At 53.2% G+C, this 20,237-nt stretch carries 14 protein-coding genes; all 14 read right to left on the bottom strand.

The features are described 5' to 3' along the window. Nucleotides 1-7 precede the first annotated feature (7 nt). Nucleotides 8-1,324 carry a CehA/McbA family metallohydrolase gene (locus tag RB297_RS06265; RefSeq protein ID WP_375120055.1) on the bottom strand — a complete coding sequence of 439 codons (1,317 nt, stop codon included), beginning with the start codon at nucleotides 1,322-1,324 and terminating at the stop codon, nucleotides 8-10. Between the two features lie 22 nt (nucleotides 1,325-1,346). After that, nucleotides 1,347-2,213, bottom strand: coding sequence for a carbohydrate ABC transporter permease (locus RB297_RS06270; protein WP_375120056.1), 867 nt, complete (start codon nucleotides 2,211-2,213; stop codon nucleotides 1,347-1,349). 8 nt (nucleotides 2,214-2,221) lie between these two features. After that, nucleotides 2,222-3,094: an ABC transporter permease subunit gene (locus RB297_RS06275; protein ID WP_096774067.1), complete on the bottom strand. Its 873-nt coding sequence runs from the start codon at nucleotides 3,092-3,094 to the stop codon at nucleotides 2,222-2,224. A 68-nt stretch (nucleotides 3,095-3,162) separates the two neighbouring features. Then, complete coding sequence (locus RB297_RS06280; protein WP_375120057.1) at nucleotides 3,163-4,605, bottom strand: extracellular solute-binding protein; 1,443 nt, start codon at nucleotides 4,603-4,605, stop codon at nucleotides 3,163-3,165. A gap of 13 nt (nucleotides 4,606-4,618) precedes the next feature. Further along, complete coding sequence (locus tag RB297_RS06285) at nucleotides 4,619-5,632, bottom strand: LacI family DNA-binding transcriptional regulator (RefSeq protein WP_375120058.1); 1,014 nt, start codon at nucleotides 5,630-5,632, stop codon at nucleotides 4,619-4,621. A gap of 269 nt (nucleotides 5,633-5,901) precedes the next feature. After that, nucleotides 5,902-6,312 (bottom strand): DUF6157 family protein, encoded by a 411-nt coding sequence (locus RB297_RS06290; protein ID WP_096774070.1) that lies wholly within the window; start codon nucleotides 6,310-6,312, stop codon nucleotides 5,902-5,904. Between the two features lie 393 nt (nucleotides 6,313-6,705). Continuing rightward, on the bottom strand, nucleotides 6,706-7,611 hold the full coding sequence (locus tag RB297_RS06295; RefSeq protein WP_369682799.1) for an NAD(P)-dependent oxidoreductase: 906 nt from the start codon (nucleotides 7,609-7,611) through the stop codon (nucleotides 6,706-6,708). A gap of 34 nt (nucleotides 7,612-7,645) precedes the next feature. Beyond that, nucleotides 7,646-9,982 carry a helix-turn-helix domain-containing protein gene (locus tag RB297_RS06300; RefSeq protein WP_375120059.1) on the bottom strand — a complete coding sequence of 779 codons (2,337 nt, stop codon included), beginning with the start codon at nucleotides 9,980-9,982 and terminating at the stop codon, nucleotides 7,646-7,648. A 110-nt stretch (nucleotides 9,983-10,092) separates the two neighbouring features. Next, nucleotides 10,093-12,192 (bottom strand): hypothetical protein, encoded by a 2,100-nt coding sequence (locus RB297_RS06305; RefSeq protein ID WP_375120060.1) that lies wholly within the window; start codon nucleotides 12,190-12,192, stop codon nucleotides 10,093-10,095. 152 nt (nucleotides 12,193-12,344) lie between these two features. Continuing rightward, nucleotides 12,345-13,895 (bottom strand): extracellular solute-binding protein, encoded by a 1,551-nt coding sequence (locus RB297_RS06310; protein WP_375120061.1) that lies wholly within the window; start codon nucleotides 13,893-13,895, stop codon nucleotides 12,345-12,347. A 157-nt stretch (nucleotides 13,896-14,052) separates the two neighbouring features. Then, nucleotides 14,053-14,934 carry a carbohydrate ABC transporter permease gene (locus RB297_RS06315; protein ID WP_096774075.1) on the bottom strand — a complete coding sequence of 294 codons (882 nt, stop codon included), beginning with the start codon at nucleotides 14,932-14,934 and terminating at the stop codon, nucleotides 14,053-14,055. Nucleotides 14,935-14,990: 56 nt separating this feature from the next. After that, the gene (locus RB297_RS06320) at nucleotides 14,991-15,968 is read right to left on the bottom strand and encodes an ABC transporter permease (protein WP_375120062.1); all 978 of its coding nucleotides are present in this window, start codon (nucleotides 15,966-15,968) and stop codon (nucleotides 14,991-14,993) included. Continuing rightward, nucleotides 15,955-18,072 carry a family 10 glycosylhydrolase gene (locus RB297_RS06325; protein ID WP_375120063.1) on the bottom strand — a complete coding sequence of 706 codons (2,118 nt, stop codon included), beginning with the start codon at nucleotides 18,070-18,072 and terminating at the stop codon, nucleotides 15,955-15,957. Before RB297_RS06325 ends, RB297_RS06320 begins: the two co-directional genes overlap by 14 nt. Nucleotides 18,073-18,462: 390 nt before the next feature. Further along, nucleotides 18,463-20,229, bottom strand: a complete 1,767-nt coding sequence (locus tag RB297_RS06330) for a glycoside hydrolase family 2 protein (RefSeq protein ID WP_375120064.1) — start codon at nucleotides 20,227-20,229, stop codon at nucleotides 18,463-18,465. Nucleotides 20,230-20,237: the final 8 nt, after the last annotated feature.

Consider the following 20,237-nt stretch of genomic DNA (forward strand, 5'->3'; position numbering starts at 1 on the left):
ATTTTTTTCAATCACTTATTTTCGCCGTACCTCCATTCGAAGCAAAATAGATGGGGTTTGTCACTACAGCCATCGACATGCCATCCGCCTGTCCGAACTGCCGCCAAACCTCTGCCCGTAAGAAGCATCTATGCTTTGCGTCAAACGTCAGTATAACGCCACCTTCCGAGTCGACAGCAGTTTCTGCCTCAAGACCGCGCTCGCTGTACAGGCGAATCAGATCGCCCGCCATTAAATCATCCAGTTGAACGACCACCTCGTGACTGGCTTGCTCATATGGCACTTCATCTCCAATCCCGTAATCACCGCACTGAAGGTTGGCAAAAGGGCCGTCTGGCGAAATGGTAATCACGACGCGGCCATCCTTAATACCGTTTAGAACACCCTCCACCGTTTTTTCATGGGTCCAGACCCATACGCATGGCATCGCATGCTTCACATAGGAATCCGGTCGATGCACATCGCTTCCGCCTACGGCTACCAGGCGTCTCCCTGCGACAAGTTGCTCCTGCCACCAAGAAAGCGCGCGTCTGTTGTGCTCTCTCCATGGCCCGTTCCAAATTTCTACCCCGTCGTAATCCACATCGAAATCCCACTCCCACGGGCAGTGATCACAGTGCGTATGGTTCAGCACAATCTTGGCCCCCAGCTCGCGGGCGACTCGAAACTTCTCATGAACATCGGATATGCCCGATACTCGAAAATCATCCATGGGGCTCGTCACGCCAAGGAAATTACTATGACCATAATTCGTCGTAAACTCCGTACCCGGTATCATAAGCACCGAGGTCCCGCGCGGATAGGCAAGGTTCTGGCTGCTCGTATTATGATCGGTCATGGCCATAAAATCGCAGCCCAGGCTTTCCATGATGGCCGCATTTTCTTCCAACGTATAAGACCCGTCGCTATGAACGCTGTGCGTGTGAAGATCTCCCTTCAGCCAGCGCCATGTTTTGTAGGTAAACTCGATTTCGATCGTGACCAAGCAACCCTCAGCGGGCACCTTGTAGGCATTATGGAGAATAGCCCATTCTCCTGTGGCCAATAGTCCGGGCAGATAACCCGGGGTGGCTGTATTCGGACCGATATTGAATTCCTGACGCGCCCCTCCGCTCCAGCCTCTTACTTTTTCCGCGTCCCGTATCCCTAGATCAATGACCGCTTCGGCAGGGTCCCCGCCGCGGGAATCCACCAGATAGCTTACGTGAATTTCTTCGACATCCGGTGGCATTTGGAACGGAATTTCAATGTACGAACTTTGTTCCGAATGTTCAATGTATCGTTTGTAAACCGATGTGGTCCTCCGCTCGATTTGTTGTGTCATATGAATTCCTCCTCTTCTCTGCCTATTCTTTATTTGCGCCGACAAACATTCCTTTGACAAAATACTTTTGCACATACGGATAGATGATGATGAGCGGGAGCAGGGCAATGACAATCCCCGCCATTCGGACATTGTTCGTGATCATGAAATTGCTCGAGGTCGAATCGGTATCGACGATGAGCGATTTCAGCGCGATTTGCAGCGTATATTTGGACGAGTCGTTGATGTAAAGGACGGCCGGCGTGAATTGGTTCCAGCGACTGACGAACTCAAACAGCGTAACCGTTGCCAGTCCTGCGCTCGCAAGCGGCAAGTACATCGTAAAGAAGATCCGAGGATCTCCGGCACCGTCAATCCGGGCAGATTCCGACATTTCGTAAGGAACGCTCAAAAAGAAATTTCGCATGAGGATGACACTGAATCCGGATACGAAACCTGAAAGTATTAATGAGGACAGCGTGTTAAGGAGTCCTAAATCCTGATTCACGATATAGAGCGGTATCATGATGGCCTCGCTTGGAATCATCATCGTTAGCAGGATCGCGGATAACATCCACTTTTTACCGGGAAGTCCTTTCTGTATCAGGACATAGCCCGCCATGGAACTTAGGAAGACATGACCTAAGGTACCGACAACGGTCACAATGACATTGTTCGTAAAAGGCAAATAAAGCTTCATGCGGTTCCATACGGTGGAGAATCCCTCGAAGCTGAATTCCTTGGGCCAGAGTACGATCCCCGGCTGCATGGAAGCAAAATTGGATGAGAATGCAAGCGCGAGTGTATTTATGAACGGAATAACCATGGTCAAAACGAGCAGTAGGAGGAACAGAACATTGATCGTATCAAACAAACGGCCAGGCAAGCTAAATTTATTCGTTGATTTCATATACCGACTCACCCTTCATCGTAGCGGATCACCGCTCTTGTTACATACGTCAGCGTGAATGTTGCCAAAATCACCAGGAAGCCGGCCGCCGTTGCAGGTCCAACGCTAAATTCCAATATCCCTTTTTGATAGGTGTACATCATTATGACGTCAACTTTCTTGGCAATGGCGCCATTACTCATCACGAATATTTGATCGAACAAACGAAGGATACCCAATACATTTAACATGATGACCACTTTCATGGTAGAACGAAGCATCGGAACGGTGACGTAACGGACCTTCTGCCAACGACTGGCGCCGTCCATGCTAGCAGCCTCATACAGCGAGGGATTAATGTTCACGATGGCGGCCAGGTACATAATGCAGGTATATCCCATCTCCTTCCAACCTGAAGTAAGGATCATGACGATGCGGGCATAACGATCCGAAGAGAGGAACCCGACCGACTGGCCGCCGAATAGCTGAATAATCTGGTTCACGATGCCTGTATCCGGAGACAACAGCAGAATCCACATCCCGCCTACGACCACCCAAGAGAATAAATGAGGTAAATAGACAATCATCTGGGTCATTTTTTTGAACCAGGCGGAAGCCACTTCATTTAAGGAGAGCGCAAGAATCAGCGGCAAAAAGAAGTTGATGATAAAGCCTCCCGCACCGATCACGATCGTATTTTGAAAAACTTCCCAAAACACCGGATCCTTCAGTACCCTCAGATAGTTATCGAAACCGATAAAGGGCCGGTCACCGATCAGCCGGTAATCTTGAAAGCTGATGGCAAGTCCCCGGGCCAGCGGATAAAAGGAAAAGATGAGGAAATAGGCCAGGATGGGAAGCATCATAAAATATAAGGTTTTGTATTTGAATACGGCTTTCACGGAAATTCACCACCATGATCGAAAAATAAGAGGGAGCGGCGTGATCACCGCCCCCTGCTCTTAAAGCTTTAATCGATATACCCGCCGGCTTTAAGTGCTTCCCGCATTTTCTTTACGGCGTCGGTTGCCGGCATCTCGCCCATGATCGCTTTGAAGGAATATTCATTGATGATCTTCTCGGCATCAGCCCAATGGGAAGGCGTCAATTCCAAAGCAGCGTATTGATCGACGAGATCCTGCGCTTCCTGCACGCCCGGCAGTTTACCGAAAGGCGCTTCGACATTACGGTTGTACCAGAAAGGAACGCCATGGTCGGAAGCATGCTCTTTACCGGTTTGCGTCAGCGTAAACTTGCCGTTGTCAACCGTGTAATCCACATCCTTGATGCCTAAGCTGCCCAGGGTTATCCCTTCCTCGGAATGCCACCATTCAATGAATTCGAAAGCTGTTTTCGGATGCTCCGCATTCACGGGTATAACCCATACGTCCGGATCGCCCCTGCGCAGCATGTGGTTGCCGTTCGCATCGGCTGCACCCGGCAAGCCCTTCGCTTCGAATTCCGTATTCGGGTCTTGTTCATGGCGCGTGTTGTTCAGCATGCCCACCCAAGCGTCCCAATACGTAATCATGCCGACGCGGTCGGCAAGGAACAGGTCGCGCATTTTACCGGTGTCATTCGTGGTGAAGTTCGGATCCAGAATGCCTTCCTCAAACAGCTTGTTCAGCCATTCATAAACCGGGATGGCCGCATCCGTGGAATACGGAACGTCCAGCTTGCCGTCAGCGGATTCCACGTATCGTTGTTTCAGGCCTGCGGCGCTGAAGAAGCCCTGCAATTCGTACATGCCGGCCGTGCTGAGTCCGTACGTGTCTTTTTTGCCGTTGCCGTCCGGATCTTGATCGGTGAAAGCTTTGAGGACGTTGTAATAATCGTCCAGCGTTTCAGGCTCGGGCAGATTTAATTTGTCCAGCCAGTCCTTGCGAACGATCGGCATCGTTCCTCCTTGGTACTTGGTGAACACGCCGTAGATTTCGCCATCCTTCGTCTTGACTTGTTCCCACTCCTTGGCGGGAATGACATTGGGATTCGAAAGCACCTTGGAGCCGTTCACTTGATCGGTCAAAGGTGTAAGAATTCCTTGATCAATGAAAGTGGACATTTTCTCTTTGCTGATCTGCAGCAGATCGAACTTTTCCCCGGAAGCGATGGCTGCCAGCAGCTTCTGGTCATAGTCGGCAGCCGGCTTGTTCATCGTAACCTTGATGCCGGTTAGACGCTCGATTTCCTGCTCGAACTGCGTATTCTCCTCAGGCGTTTTGCCGCCGATGACACCCGTCATGATTTTGAGCGCACGTTCTTCGGCATTCGATGCAGCTTGGGACGCGGCATTGCCGCCTTCCTGTGTACTACTGCTGCTTGCGTTCGGGGAACAACCCGCAAGCAGCCCGCCGAACAGAGATACAGCCATGATTGCACTCATGATCTTGATTCTTTTTACCAAGCTAACCACTCCTTCATTGTCGTTAAGAAAGAAATTTGCAGGATTCCCTCACAACCAGCTGCGCGGGTATGATGATTTGCCTGTGGATACGTTTATCGCTTATTTTCTCGAACAACAGCTTGGCTGCTTCCGCTCCGAGCGTCTCTGCCGACAATTCCACGGATGTCAGCTTTGGATTCATATCCTGTGCCAGAATAGCATCATTGCTGAGAGCGATGACCGACAGCTGTTCGGGCACCTCGATATCCAGCTCCCTGGCAGCCCTCAGCACGCCAAGCGCCACTCGATCCGTATCCGTAATGACTGCCGTATAATTCATGTTTCCATAAGTGTTCATGATGGACATATATCCGTATTCCGTTCCGTTGGCATGCAGCTTGTGGTCATAGTACACCACATACTCTTCGGGCATCGGCAGGCCGTGTTGGCTATAAGCCTCCGCCAAACCAAGTTGTCGATCGTAGGACACGGTCATATCGGAGGATGCATTCAGGAAGAGAAGAGTTTGATGTCCGCTCCGGAGCAAATAATCTCCAACCATTTGAGCCACGTTTGCATTGTTGTTATCCACGTAACTGATCGTATCGTCATAAGGATCCGACCGCCCCACCAGCACTAAAGGAGTGCCCATCATCAGGTACCGTTGAATTCGCAAATCATTTTTTCGCGGGTTGAGCAGAATGACGCCATCGACAGGATCCTGCGAATACAAAGTGGGATCCTCCTGCTCGGGCAAGGTGTCCAGAACTAGGCGGTACCCTTGCTTGGAGCATTCCTTGATGACACCGTTAATCAACTGAGTATCGAATGCCGTCATCGTCCCATCAGGCGGGAGAGGTATCTTGAGGCCGATGCTCATCGTCCTCTTGATCGCCAGGCTTCGGGCCAGGTGATTCGGGAAATATCCCAGCTCTTGGGCTACCTCTAATACCCGCTCCGTCACTTGTTGGCTGATCGGCCTTTTTTTGCTGAACACACTGGACACGGTTCCCTTGGATACTCCAGCCATCCTGGCAACGTCATCAATGGTAGCCATCTATCGTTGTTCCTTTCTCTAGCAGATTCTGATGGATTGCTTGATCATTAAACCGGTTTAATAACCCTACGTGATTGATTTTAAAAAAGAATAATTGAATAGAATGCAGGTTTATGTTAATTGAAAATTAAATCTTAGGTATAAAACTCGTTTCTTTTTGACAAACCAAAAAAGCCGCCTATCAGGCGACTTGGTATGCACGTATATGATAGAAAAGCTATCCCTACTGAGCTCAATTACCGTTAAAGTTTATCCTTCCCGTGCATCTCCTAGGCTTTCTTTGAGCGCATCGCTTTACATTGAGTAATGCTTTGATCGTTCATGAGTTTGAGGTATTCGTCTGACTCTACGGCGTAGATTGCGACTTTCCCTTCAGCGTCATGATGAATCCCCCAGCCATAGCGCTTGCCTAAGGACGAGGTTCGGAGACAAGGCTGCCCTTTGGAAAAAAACTTCTCGCGAGCGGCTGCTCTTTCCGTTTCCGGAATCTGATTACGCTCGGCAAACACTTCGAACAACACATCTTCTTGCGTGTATCGGTAAGGGTGGTTCGACAGCAGCTCATACTGAATCACCGGTATGGTCTTAGACTCGCCTTTTGCTTGCGGAATGACGGCCTCGCTGACAGGGCAGTCTTCGGCAATTTGAATAAAGGTGTCGTATTCATTCATGTCTTTCATATGTAAGAATAACCTCCAATTCTAATTAACATTCAGTATACATCATATCGTAGCATCATCTACAGACTAGCGCTTGAATCTTGAATCTTGAATCTCTTCCGCCTTGTATCCGAAGCAGCGGCTCCAGGCAGCGGATGCTGGCTTCGACCACTCACTTATTGGAGATCAAAACAGTTGTACGGGCAAGAACAATCCCTTTTCAATCAACGGTCCGAATATCAACATCCCGACTGACATCATGGACAGGCTTCTCTTAAATCGTAATCGCCAAAAATGAAGTGCTCATGACTTTATCCTGATAAGTTTCCTAATGTCCTGGAATAAATAACAGCCTCAATCCGTCCTTCCGGGAAATTGAGACTGTTATGTTATTGAGGCACAAGAATCCGAATCTCATTCACCCGTATAATATCTAATCAAAGCCTGCGTGCCTTTATCCTCAAGCCCCTTCTCGGCCAGCTGGCTGTACAGCGATTCGGCTAGGGACAAGCCCGGCGTAACCAAGTTCATCGCCTTAGCGGATTCCAGCGCGATTCCCATATCCTTGATGAAATGCTTGATATAGAATCCCGGCTCCAGATTCCCGGCAATCATGCGAGGAGCCAAATTGCTAAGCGACCAGCTTCCCGCCGCTCCGCTCTCGATGCTCTTGAGCACGGTTTCGGGATCCAGCCCGGCGCTCTCCGCATAGGCCATCGCCTCGCAGACTCCCATCATGTTAGAGGCAATGGCGATCTGGTTGCACATCTTCGTATGCTGTCCGGCGCCGGCTTGCCCTTGATGGACGATATTGCTTCCCATCGTCGACAGCAGCGGCTGCACCGCCTTGACGTCTCCCTCTTCCCCGCCGATCATGATGGACAGCCTCGCCTCACGTGCCCCCACGTCACCGCCGGAGACCGGAGCATCCATGGCATGGAGCCCTTTCGACGAGGCGGCTTCATAAATGCGGCGGGCTAGCAGCGGACTGGACGTCGTCATATCGATCAGATATGCCCCTTCCCTGGCATGCGCCACCAGCCCGTCCGGTTCCAAATAGAGTTCCTCGACATCCTTCGGGTAGCCCACCATCGTAATGATTACGTCGCAGGCCTGCGCCAGCTTGGCCGGGGTATCGTGCCATACGGCGCCGTCCGCCACCAGCCGCTCCGCCTTGGAGGCGGTTCGCGTGTAAACGTGCAGCGGGTAGCCGGCTTTCCGGATATGCCCTGCCATGCTGTGGCCCATTACGCCCAAGCCGATAAACCCTACGGTCGTTTGATTCGGTGCGATTGTCATCATGTGATCCTCTCCTTTTATTCTATATAAGCCTGAGTCTGTAAAAGCAGTTTTCCTATCTTACCGACAGCCGATACTGCCGTGGAGACATCTGCAGGAATCGCTGAAAGGCCCGGTTCAGGTTTCGTTCGGAATAACCGACGATTTCAGCAATCTCCGTGACCGTGTAGTCCGTATCCTTGAGCAGCTGTTTCGCCTTCTGCACTTTGAAGTTCATGACGTATTCAACAAAGGATATGCCCATCTCCTTCTTGAACAGCCGGCTGAGATACGATGGGCTCACCCCCACCAGCTCGGCACAGTCCGCCAGTGAATGAGCACCATCGGGATGACGGCAGATATGGTTGCATACCCGCTGAACGATTAGGCGGGTGGATCGGGTGCGCAGGTCATGGCTGATTTCCTGGTACAGCGGGAACAGCACGCCGATGAACCAGTCATGCATTTCACGGGAGGTCTGGTTCTCCTTCAGCTGGTCGAACAGGTTACCCCCCAGCAGCTCCAGCACGCCGGGACCTTTCTCCTCCATCGACTGGACTATGGCCGAGAGCAGCACGTAATAGCTCTGGGAGGTCACGTTGTACGATTCCGACACCCGAATACGCCGGGAAAATTCATGAAGCGACGCCTCGGCCTGCGGAAGATCCCCGTTCCACAAATATTCGATCATCTCCGATTCGATATCCTTCGGATACATGAACACGGGATTACGCTCGATTCGGATCATGTCTTCATAAAACAGTACGGTATCCGCATCATGGAACAGGCGATATTGCAGAGCAAGCTGCGCCTCCTTATAGGATTCAGCCGCCCGGGGCAATGTTCCAGTATTGCCAATGCCGATGGACGCGGAAAATGAAAGATAGCGCGCCAGGGACTGGCTGACGGATTCCGCATAACATGCGAGGAGGTCGCGGAACTCCTGGGGGGAAGCCTCGGGCTCTCCCGGCCTCAGGATCGCCGCCGCTTCACGATCCTCCCGGTCCACCACGTAGCCCTCCAGCTGCCGGTTGTTTGCCAGCAGCTCAGACATGACGTTTTTGACCGCAAACACGATGACCGGACCTTCGTTAGGCAAGAATCGTTTTTTCACCGGATTCTCGACTTTCACCACCATCGTGGCATATGGTCCGCTCATCGGGATCTTGTGCTTCGCGCACCCCTCCTCCAGTGTGCCGGACCGCCATGAGCTTCCGGACAGCAGCAAACGCTGCAGAAACCGTTCCCGTAAATCCGGTTGAATTTTTCGAATGTAGCTGTTCAGGGATTCCGCCTGCTCGTTTAAGTAGCTGAGGGAGGAGCGGATGTATTCGATTTCATTCTCTTTGACGGAGCTCTCCACCCCGCTCCTGCCGTTTCTTCTCAAATGCTCCCCGTAACGAAGGAGCTGCTGAATCGGATTGTACGCGATTTTGGACGAGAACCAGGTGAGCAATACCGCGATCAGCATGAAGACGGTCACCGACATGACGATCAGGACGCGGATCCACCTCAATTGCTCGATCATCTCCCGCTCCGGCATCCGGGACACGTATAGACGGCCCATAGACGTCTTGTAAAAGGCGATCAGTTCCTTGCCGTCCTCCCCGGTCATGACGTCATGGCCGGACGTTTCCCCGTTCTCTACCAAAGATCCCAAAATGGGGTCTTCATCCGCGGTTTTGCCGATCATGCTGCGTCCATCCGTATGCAGCATGACCCGGCGATCGGAGTCCAGAATGGCCAGCGACTGCTCCTCCAGGGAAAGGGAATAATTGTTCAAAAGGCTGCGAAGCGATTCCTCTTTCACGTGTATTAGGATGGTGCCCCTCGGTTGGCCCTGCACCATAACGGGAAGATGGCGGACGTAAGAGACGTATCCGTTCTCCGACGACTTCGGGAGGTGCATCCACCTCGCTCCCCCTTCCTTCGCCAGGGCTTGCTCAATATCTTCTTTTCCTTTATACCCGTCCAGGTGGACCAGGCCATAGGAATGCGACAGCAGCAGCCGGTGCCGAACATCGTAAAACAGGATGTCTTCGATCAGGTTATTAGTATTTTTGTGCAGTTGAAACAGCTTGAGCATATCCAATTGCTGCATGTAGTCCGTCTCATATTCGGGATTTTCCAGCGCGCTGCGAATCAGCGGACCGCTGGCAAGCTGAAGCGATTCATGCTCGATGCTTGTTATGATATTTTCGACGCGGTCCTTCAGCTGCATCAAGGAAGCCATATTATTTTCCTGGAACTGGACCGTCAGCTTTTTCATGGAGAAATGGTAGTACGCGCTTCCGGCTAGGATCACCGGAATTACGGCCGACAGACATCCGAGCCAAATCAGACGCTTCAGATAGCGGTTCGCGGAGAACCAGCGGAGGAACGATGCCTGAATATGCTGCCAAAGAGACCTCACGATTTATCACCTCCGGTTCCCGCGGCAGGAACTGCCCTGCGGATCACTGTGCCATCCGCAACTCTCTACGGATGATCCTACACCTGTTATACTTCGTCCTCCCGCTTCCTCTATCCTTCAACAACAGCGTTAACGGTGGGATTCAGCGGAATCCGAATGCACTCCCAAACCTCCAGCCGCGGCAGGGTGAAGTTCAATTCGTCGTTCGCTGCGAATCCTTCTATACAGCCTCCGCCGATCAACATCTCCAGTTTAAAGACGCTCCCTGTAGGCCATCTAGTCCCCGGTCTCAGCCGGACCTCGATGTCGTGCAGAGGCAGCGCCACTGCAAGCGGCCGGCGGCCGGCTCCGTTCACGAAGTGGAGCAGCAGATCACTGCCGCTTCGGAACAGGGTCGTCTGCAGTCCGGGATACGAAGTCGTTACAGACAGCAGCGGCCTCCCGTCAAGCAGGTGGTCAATCGCGTTAGCCAGCAGCATCTCATGCTCGGGCAGCCTGAATTCGCGGAGCAGTGCGCCCAGCGAGAACGCGAAGTACATGGCGCGGCCCGATCCCCACGAATGCTCCAAAGCCAGCGGCAGATCGGTGCGGGAAACGGGCAGCGAAGCCCGCTCCGGAGGAGCTCCCACGCTTTCCGGCGGAGAAAACGGCGGTACGAGCGTCGCCAGTACCCGAACCGCTTCACTGTGCGGCTGAACATAAGCGACATGGCCGCGGTGAGCGATCAGCGCCGTCGTATCCATTCCCTGCTGAAGCGGGTTGATCTCGCACGGCAGCTCCTGAAACCGCAAATAGGAGGCAATCAGGTATTCGCTTTTGAAGGCTTCCTCCGAAATGCCTAGCAGCTCATGGAGCGGCTTGACGCCGGCGTCGGCTGCAGCGGAAGGAAGTGCCCCTTCCGTTAGCAGTTGTCCCCCACCATGTACGTACGAACGCAAGTCGTGGATCAAGGACGGGGTATATTCCGTTCCTTCGGGAATCATTACAACGCGGTAGCGGTCCAACTCCCAATCCTTCCTGCTCTGGGGAAGCAGCACGTCAAACGGGATTTGCCGGTTGATCATCGTTTCGGCCCAGCTCTGCGCCTCGCCGCGCTCGTTCCAGAGCAGGGCGGTTTCCGCAGCCGATACGGCTCCGTCCATATAGGCATCCAGCTTGGCGGCATGATGATTCAGCTCGGCTACGGTTTTCATAATCCGCTTGTCTTCGATCGTATCGGGTATGCCCGTGACGGAGTGCCAGATCTGACCGCCGTTGGCCGGAATTTGAGCCAGCCAGAAGCGGTATTCCGCTACCGGAAGCCCGGTATGGCGCCAATCCATGCCCGGGCAGGAATGCACGATGCCAAACGGAGCCGGCCTGCCCGGAACCGACCGCCCCACCTTGATGCTGAGAGCCGGCTTCCAGAATTCAGGGATCCGGGCATGGCCGAGCGAGAGTACGTCCTGCGGCTCCGTACACAGCATATCAGTGATCTGAACGCGCTTGGACAGATTGTCGCGGTGGAGGTTGTAGTATAGGATCATGGGCACCTCCGGCCTCTCCAGCTTGATCAGGTCATACATCGCTTCCATATTGTCATCGAAGCATCTCGCCGCGAAATCCGGCTCCAGCTCCCGCGAGGAATCCGGCAATTCCTTGCCGTACTGCTCAGCGTATTTACGCCTGCATCGCTCGCATCGGCAGAACACATAACCGGGGTTATTAAAAAAAATGCCATCGATCGGATACCGCGACAACGCTTCGCGGAGCACCGGAGCGGCGACATCCGCATTGCGGTAGCCGCCGTTGATGCAGGTGGACATCAAGAGCGGCCACGGTCCGGGCCGTTCAGCCCCGATGATCTCCGGGCGGCCGCCCTCCTTGCGGACGAACCATTCCGGCCTTCGGAGATACGCACTGTCATCCGCTTTGCTGAAGTCGAACCTGGCGATAAAGCGAAGGTCCTCACGGTGACAGGCCGTGATCAGTTCCCCGAGCAAATCGCGCCCCTCAGGGAGATATCCGTTCACGGTATGGTACGGAACCTGCGTGTCATACCAGGCATATATGCCGCCTGTATTGAAGACCATCGCATTCGCCCCCATCTCCTTCAGCTGCGCGGCAAGCCGGGGTGGGTCGATGCAGGCGGTATCCTGGACCTGCATATTGGGCTGTATGACGCGCAGCGGCTTGTGCCACCAGAAGCGTTCCTCATTAACCTTCGTCATTGCCTTACCTCCTTCTCATTTCAAACTGGCAACAAACGGGCGATTCGCAAGGCGGAGACAGCCGGTTTGAACAGAGGCTTCAACGATGCTGTCTCCTCCCGTTCTTCAACATATTCGCTCCAGAATGCGAGACCGCCCGAGCCGACTGTCCGTTACTCCCCGTTGAACTGCTTGTATGCTTCGGCCATTTGTTGGTACGCTTCCTGAATGTCCGGCTGGTTGTTCAGCTGATCAACATATGCGCGGAACTCCTCCATTGGAATATGCCCGACGATCGCCTTTGTCACCATGGAAGCATATTCGTCGCTGTATTTAGGCCATGTGCTGCGCCAGCCCTCGGACGTGATGACGCGATAGTGGTCGATTTTTCCGATCTCGTCGTAATTTTCCACCTCTTTGATTTTGGCATCGTTAAAGGCTTTATCGCCGGAAGCGCTGATCACCTTGCCCCACTTGGCATAAGCCAGTACGCCCGCTCCCTTGCTCGTCGTATTGACTTCTTTGACCCCTTGTTCCGTCAGCACCTTTTGCCCGTCCTTTTCGGTGTAATGGACGCCTTCAATGCCGTAATAGGCAAAATCGGTCATTTCCTGGGACGCCGTCTGGTCGAAATATTTGAGCAGCTGCTTCACCTTCTCCTCCGGCACCTTCTTGGAGATGTAGAACCCGCCGGCTACGCCGGTTTCCAGACCGACCGCATAATCCCCTTTCGGTCCCTTCAAGGTCACGTTCAGGATTTTGGCATCAGGCTGACCGGACTTCTTCATCGCCTGCTCCCATTCATGATCCCACCAGATCGGACGGCCATAGGAAGCGGCGCGGTTCGTCTTGAAGAGCTCCTCCGCCTGGCTTTCCTTCATGACCGCGTATTCCTTGGACATCAGGCCGTCCGCGTACAGTCCGCGCAGCCATTCCACCATCTCGACGTACTGAGGCGTAAGGGACGGGCTCATCAGCCCGCCATCATCGGTATAGGTCGGATTGTATACGCCGAAGCCGGCCTGGAATGATGCGGGCGGGTTATTGATATATAGGAGACCTACCGTATCCTTCTTCCCGTTGCCCTCCATATCGGCATCGACGATCTTCTTCAATGCTTCCTTGTATTCTTCGAAATCGGTCGGAACCTTGATGTTCAGCTTCTTCAGCCAGTCCTCGCGTATTTTCAGCCCACCGTCGATCCGCGAACGGGACCGCGGCACCGCATAGATGCTTCCCTCGACCGACAGATATTTCAAGGCATCCGGGGCCAGATTGTTTTTCAGATTCGGGTATTCGCTGAGATCCCCCAGGAACGGGGTCAAATCCCAAAACGCGCCGTTCTGGATAGCCGTAATCAGCGTAGGGCGGATCGGGTTCTGATAGGCCACGACTTCGGGCAGATCGCCGGAGGCCAGCAGCAAATCCAGCTTCGTGTCCAGATCCCCCGACGGCACCCATTCCACGTCCAGCTTGACATTGGTGCGGCGCTCCCATTCCTTCCAATAGTCATTGTTCATGTCGGGGATCTCGTTATAGAGCCCGGCAAACATTTTGATTGTCATCGGCTTGCCGTCATTGCCTTCTGCTTCCGATCCTCCGGCGTTCTGCGGTTTCTCGCCCGCCTGCCCCCCGCAGCCTGCCAGCATGACGACGGCCATGAGGGCCGCGAGCCAGGGCTTCCAGCTTCTATGCGAGCTCCCCTTCTTTGATGTGTTTTTCATGTAAACCCCTCCTTATGGATGCTCATCATCCATGTATTGTTCTTGAACAAAATCCTAACTCCTTCCCGTCATTCGCGGCGGGATAACGCTTTCAACCTAACCGATCGCATTTTGATCGCAATTCCGATGCGTAAGGGGATCGTTGCCGCATCCTTCCTCAACCTTTAATCGACCCGAGCATCACCCCTTTAGCAAAATGCTTTTGCAGAAATGGGTAAACAACCAAGATCGGTACCATCGCTAGTACAATTGAGGCCATCCGGATGGTCTCTTGCGGCACCACGTTTTCGTCGCTTGCCCCAGCCTGGGCCACCGCCACCGAATTGGAATCGATGACCAGCGTTTTAATCAACAGCTGAAGCGTCCACTTGCTGGAATCCGATAAGTAAATCAAGGCGTTAAAATAGGCGTTCCAATGCCCGACCGCAAAGAACAGGGTGAAGGTGGCGATCGCCGGCATCGACAGCGGGATTATCATTCGCAAAAAAACGCCCATATCCGAGCAGCCGTCCATTTTCGCGGAATCCTCCAATTCGGATGGAAGCGAATCCAAGAAGCTTTTGATAACGATCAAGCTCCAGGCGTTGGTCAGGCCCGGCCAGATCATGGACCAGTAGGAATTCAACAGGCCTAGTTCCTTGACCAGCAAGTAGTTGGGCACGATACCCGGGCTGAACACCAGCGTGAAGATGACGAGCCCCATTACCCAGCGATTCCCGGGCATGGACCGTTTCGTCAGCGCGTAGGCCATCGTAAAGGAAACGACGATGTTGAGCGCGGTACCGACGACCGTAATGAAAACGGTGCTTTTAAACGCATTCATAAAGCTGTTGGTCGATAGAATGTACTTGTAGGACTCCAGGGACCACTGCTCGGGAAACAAATAAAATTTAAGCGGAACATAGACCTCGGGATCCGTAAAGGAAACGCTGAACACGTATAGAAACGGAAACAAGCATGCGACCGAGAACAAGGTGATTAGACTGTAGTTGACCCAATCGAACAAGCTTAGCCCTTTTTTTCGGATAACGAAGCTCACGCGGAATTCCTCCTTTCGTTTAGCATAATGAGTATTCGGCAGACGCCTTTGGAGGCTTAATAAATGCCTTCATGGCCGAGCCGCTTTACGATTTTGTCGGCGGCCACGATCAGGACGAGCCCCACCAGTCCCTTGAACATGCCGACCGTCACCCCTACGCTGATTTTCCCTTGAAGAATGCCGTGCGTGTAGGAGTACGTATCGAACACCTCCGCCACCGAGCGCACCAGCGGATTCATCATCAGCAAAATCTGCTCGAAGCCAGTGTCCGCCATGCTGCCCAGCCGAAGAATAAGCAAAATGATGATCGTTGGCCGGATGGCCGGAAGCGTGATATGCCAGATCTGGCGGAACCTGCCCGCCCCGTCCACGATGGCGGCTTCGTAGCGCTGGGGATCCACGCCCGCCATGGCCGCCAGGAAGATAATCGTTCCCCATCCGGCCTCCTTCCACATGCTTTGCGCGGTCAGAAGTCCCCAGAAGTAATTGGGGTTGGACAGAAAGGAAACGGTATCCCTGCCGCTTTCGGCAATCAGTTTATTGACGATCCCCACGTCCGTCGACAACAGAAAGAACGTCATGCTGGCCACGACGACCCACGACAGGAAATGAGGCAGGTAAACTATGGACTGGTTCAGGCGCTTGAAGCTCTCATGCCGGATTTCATTCAGCATCAGGGCCAGCAGGATTGGGAGCGGAAAATGGAAGATCAGCGCGATCATATTGATCGCAAACGTGTTCCGCAACATAATATAGAAGTTGGAGCTCGAGAACAGATCCGCAAAGTGCTTAAATCCAGCCCATTCGCTTCCGGCAAAGCCAAGAAACGGATTGTAATCTTTGAAGGCCAAAAGCAGCCCCCACATCGGAGCGATTTTGAACAGCAAGAAGAAGAGCAGCCCGGGCAACAGCAGCAAATAAATGACGCGGTGCTTGACGATGCGGGACGCGAGACTGCCCGGGCGAAGCGTTAGGCCCGGCTTAATGACCCTGCCGGCCCCTTGGGCAGGTATAGCAGATTTAGGCTTTGGCATCGCTGGTGATCAGCTCCTTTCGATCGCCGACAGGCACGGCCTGAAGCCAAACCGCTTCATAACGGCCGATTTTCGGCAGCGTCACCGTCACGCGATCTTGCGAGGTTTCCACCTGCGCATCGGATTCGGCACGGAGCAGCCTGCCCTTCGCTACCGCGTTTCTTGGCAGCATCCACTTTTGCGGCCAAGACCCCGACGCATTCGCTACAGCGGTTTCGTCCACGCGATCAACGGTCAGTTCCACCTGAACATCATATAACGGAAGGGGATTCATAAAAGTCGTCCCGTTATATCCGGAGAGATTCAGCAGCTGAACCAGGCATCCGCCCTCCTTCAAACGGTGAACGAACAACTCTAGACATGGGGGTGCGTTCGTAGTTGCAACCCGATTCGGCACGATGTCATGTAGAACGTCCGCCATTACCTGCCTGTAGTCCTCGAACCCGTGGCGATAGTAGAGCTCGCCTGGATTCCAAGGCATATACACGCCGGTTCGGACCGTTCCCTGCTTGCCGACCCGCCTGTGCAGCCCCAAACCGTAATCTGCTCCGATGCGGTGGCCGTAGGCACGCTCCGGCGGCCCGAACGTGGACGGTTCGATGAATGGCAATCGGCACTCGGTCGTATCCGGGTCAAAGGCAACGCGGGCAAAGCTTCCGCCCGCGACGATCCAGTCCCGGCCATGGGCAAATCCGGGGAAATGCGACTTGTCCGAAACGTCCAGGTAAGCGCCCGGCTCCGATTGTTTCACGCCGGCGAACGAGGCCGCGAACCATTCCTTAAGCAGCTCCGGCTGCCGCTCCAGCGCGGTTCCCGTTGCGACCAGCACCGCGCCGGCATCCGCCGCCCGATGCAGCGCTCGCGCCGCCGCCACCGACAATCCCTGAACGCCGGGAAGAATAACCGCTCGCATATGCATTAGTTTGGACTCCATGGCCACCAGCTGTTCTTCCATCACCACGTCGAAGAGGACGTGCTCTTCCTTTAGCATTTTGAACATACCGTGATACTCCGCTGCTGCTTCGGGGGCCGCCGGCTTGACGAGCGCCGCTTCAGCCATGGAGCCGAGCTGTCCGAACAGCTCCTCGTGCTCCGCATGGTATCGGAAAATATCCTTTACCGTTTCGAAGCTTGCCCGGTCCGGGTATCCTTCGAATGCCCCGATAATACAGAAATCCAGCCCCGATCCGCTTCCGATGCTTTGATATAAACGGATCGCATTTTCATTCTCGGATACTCCTGTGAAACGGTAAGTCAGGTCGATGGCGTTAATGCTGCAGTTGCTGACCAGCTTGTCATCCCAGCTGTCTTGTATGGACGCAACATTCTCCGAGGCTGAATACAGCCAAGGCTGGCCGCTCCTTTTCAGCGACGTATTCGATTCCTTGCGGACGATATCGACCCGGTGTGGGTGATACGTGCTAATGGCCACATCGGACCGCAGCGACTTCACGAATCCGTGAATGCGCTCCAGCATTTCCCTTGACGTCCGTTCCTGGAAGGACCTGTACAGCTCGTGCATCGGATGCTCGGGACCGGTATACGCAAGCAAATCTTCGCCGGTTACTTCGCGAAACCGCAAGCGGCAGTTTGGGCAATAACAAGGACCATAGAAATTTCCGCTGTAATCCCAATGCTGGTAGCCGAACATATTGAAGAAAATCCCATCCACCGAATAACGCTCCAGCACTTCTTGAATGCTCTCCAGCGACTTCACCTGCTGATAGACTCCATTCAGGCACGTATGAACGATGCCGTGATAATTGACCTCCCGCCCCTCCCGGTCCCGGTAAAACCATTCGGGATACCGCATCCACAACGATTCATGCGCTTTACTGAAATCGAACCGTGCAATAAATCGCAATCCATTAGCATGGGCTTTTTCTACCGCTTCCCCCAGAAGGTCCTTGGTTAAATAAGGCGTTACATATTGATGCATAAGCGATGATGGATAGAACGCAAATATGCCTCCTGCATTCATCATGAGCACATTCGCTTGGAACGACTTGAGCTCGCGAATCAAAAGATCCACATCCATATCGGCGTCCGTCTCGCGAAGATTATTTTGAATCAATCGGAGACGGTTCGTTGACCACCATTTCATCCCCATTCCCTCCTTTGCTTGTGGTGTATGTCTACCATAATGAAGCTGAGGTCAGCAGAACAGGGACAATTCTTGCATGAGCACGTTAGGAAAAATATGTCCGATCCGGCATGGGGCGATATCCAGCCCGAGGTCCCCTATACCTGACAGAGCCGCAAGGTAAGAACAGGAGTTTATTGGTCATTTCTTGTTTGGCAGGAAAACTGCAAAAAATGTCCCGTTCCAACCTTCTCTTGTACGGCGGATTATGTCTGCATGATCGATTGAGTTTACGGTTAGGCATCCAAACGATGGGTATGTATTTTCTTTGTACTCGCAACAAAAAAACTCACCCTTGGGTGAGTTTTTTCAATCATGCGCGATTAAGCGAGAATACGTCTCCGGCTACAATTATGCCAGATTGATGCCTCGGATAGCTTCCACGTTTACTTTCGGTTTACGGTCTTCCGTCAGCAAGCCGTTCACTTCCTGCTGCACGTCCGTAATTTGCGTATAACAGAAACCGCACACATAAGGCAAATTCTTGATCGCTTGTGTGATTCCTTCGTACCGCTTCAAGAATTCGTCCTCGCTGCGAACCTGATTGCCGTAACCCCAGCCCTCTTCGCTTGTAAAAGCGATGCCGCCGTATTCGCTGATGATGACGGGCTGGCCCCGATAGCCATATCCCTGCGCGAATGGATAACGGTGTGTATTATGCGCTATTTTGTTGCCTAACAGCGCATCCTTGTCCCGATACCGCTCTTCCAGCATAGCGCCGATTTCTTCATAATCATGGAGCGTAATGATATCCGAAACCGTATGCTCCCAGCCGTCGTTCACGATCACCGGCCTCATCTGGTCGAAAGCCTTGGTCAGATGATAGATCGATTCCGTAAATTGCTGCTGCTTGCGGTTGGTCGCTATATCGGAAATTCCCCAAGACTCGTTGAACGGTACCCAGGTGATGATGGAAGGATGGTTGTAATGCTGCCGGACGACGTCCATCCACTCTTGCGTGAACCGCTCGACCGCATCGTCTCCGAATTCGTAAGTCGACGGCATTTCCGACCATACCAACAATCCTCTGCGGTCACACCAATATAAATAACGGGGATCCTCCAGCTTCTGATGCTTGCGCACGCCGTTAAAGCCGAGCGCAATCGTTTTGTCGATGTCTTCCAGCAGCGCTTCCTCCGACGGAGGGGTCAAATGCGTATCGCTCCAGTATCCTTGATCCAACAGCAAACGCTGATAAATCGGCGTATGGTTCAAGATAATTTGATCCCCTGCGATCCGAATGCTCCGCATGCCGAAATAAGAATAGGCGGTGTCGATCGGCTTTCCATTTTGCTTCAGAATCATCTCGACGTCGTATAAATTCGGATGGTTCGGATGCCACGGCTTGACTTTCCATTCGCCCACGGCTTCGTTTACGACGCTCACATCGACCGTTACCGTTCCGCGTTCCACGCTCGTTTCCGTCGAACGGATCAGCTTCCCGTCAAACCGGATGATGGTCTGGAGGGTTAACCCGTCGTAACCGTGCGCGGCATTGCCCAGTTCATAACCGAAATTCGCCGACCCGCGTTCCAGTTCCGGCGTTATCTTCACCCGGCTGATGTGAATCGGATTCACGTATTCCATCCACACGGTTTGCCATATTCCGGTCGTCTGCACGTACCAGCACCCGAAGTTGTCCTTCATCCATCGCTGCTTGCCGCGCGGCTGCGTACAGCTGTTGCCGTCCACGACTTGAACGGTAATCCTGTTCTCGCGTCCAAACTCGACTGCTTCCGTAATGTCGAAGGAAAAGGCCGCGTATCCGCCTTCATGCATGCCGATTTTGCTGCCGTTGACCCATAGGGTCGCCGCGTAATCGACCGCTTGAAAATGCAAAATGATCCGTTTGCCTTCTGCCTCGGCAGGTACGGCTACACTACGTTCATACCATACGCAAGGATGAAATGTTTCATCCGCGATGCCGCTTGCTTTGGTCTCGTACGCAAAAGGCACCGTGATTTTACGGTCAGCTTGAAGGCGTTCGTACCACTTGGCGCTTTCTCCTTCTAGAGCATCGTCGAAGCGAAAATCCCATTCCCCGTTCAGATTTACCCATTCCTCGCGTACCAATTGCGGTCTGGGATAGTCCTTTATATATTTGTGCGAGCTAGACATTATGTTCC

It is taken from the genome of Paenibacillus sp. CR_12, from assembly GCF_041953985.1.
GTDB lineage: Bacteria > Bacillota > Bacilli > Paenibacillales > Paenibacillaceae > Paenibacillus_AQ > Paenibacillus_AQ lautus_A.

What these genes read in the sequence shown, in the direction of transcription:
- RB297_RS06270 (WP_375120056.1), bottom strand. Translation starts at nt 2,213, where the DNA reads ATGAAATCAACGAATAAATTTAGCTTGCCTGGCCGTTTGTTTGATACG.
- RB297_RS06285 (WP_375120058.1), bottom strand. Translation starts at nt 5,632, where the DNA reads ATGGCTACCATTGATGACGTTGCCAGGATGGCTGGAGTATCCAAGGGA.
- RB297_RS06325 (WP_375120063.1), bottom strand. Translation starts at nt 18,072, where the DNA reads ATGAAATGGTGGTCAACGAACCGTCTCCGATTGATTCAAAATAATCTT.
- RB297_RS06330 (WP_375120064.1), bottom strand. Translation starts at nt 20,229, where the DNA reads ATGTCTAGCTCGCACAAATATATAAAGGACTATCCCAGACCGCAATTG.
- RB297_RS06290 (WP_096774070.1), bottom strand. Translation starts at nt 6,312, where the DNA reads ATGAAAGACATGAATGAATACGACACCTTTATTCAAATTGCCGAAGAC.
- RB297_RS06320 (WP_375120062.1), bottom strand. Translation starts at nt 15,968, where the DNA reads ATGCCAAAGCCTAAATCTGCTATACCTGCCCAAGGGGCCGGCAGGGTC.
- RB297_RS06305 (WP_375120060.1), bottom strand. Translation starts at nt 12,192, where the DNA reads ATGACGAAGGTTAATGAGGAACGCTTCTGGTGGCACAAGCCGCTGCGC.
- RB297_RS06310 (WP_375120061.1), bottom strand. Translation starts at nt 13,895, where the DNA reads ATGAAAAACACATCAAAGAAGGGGAGCTCGCATAGAAGCTGGAAGCCC.
- RB297_RS06265 (WP_375120055.1), bottom strand. Translation starts at nt 1,324, where the DNA reads ATGACACAACAAATCGAGCGGAGGACCACATCGGTTTACAAACGATAC.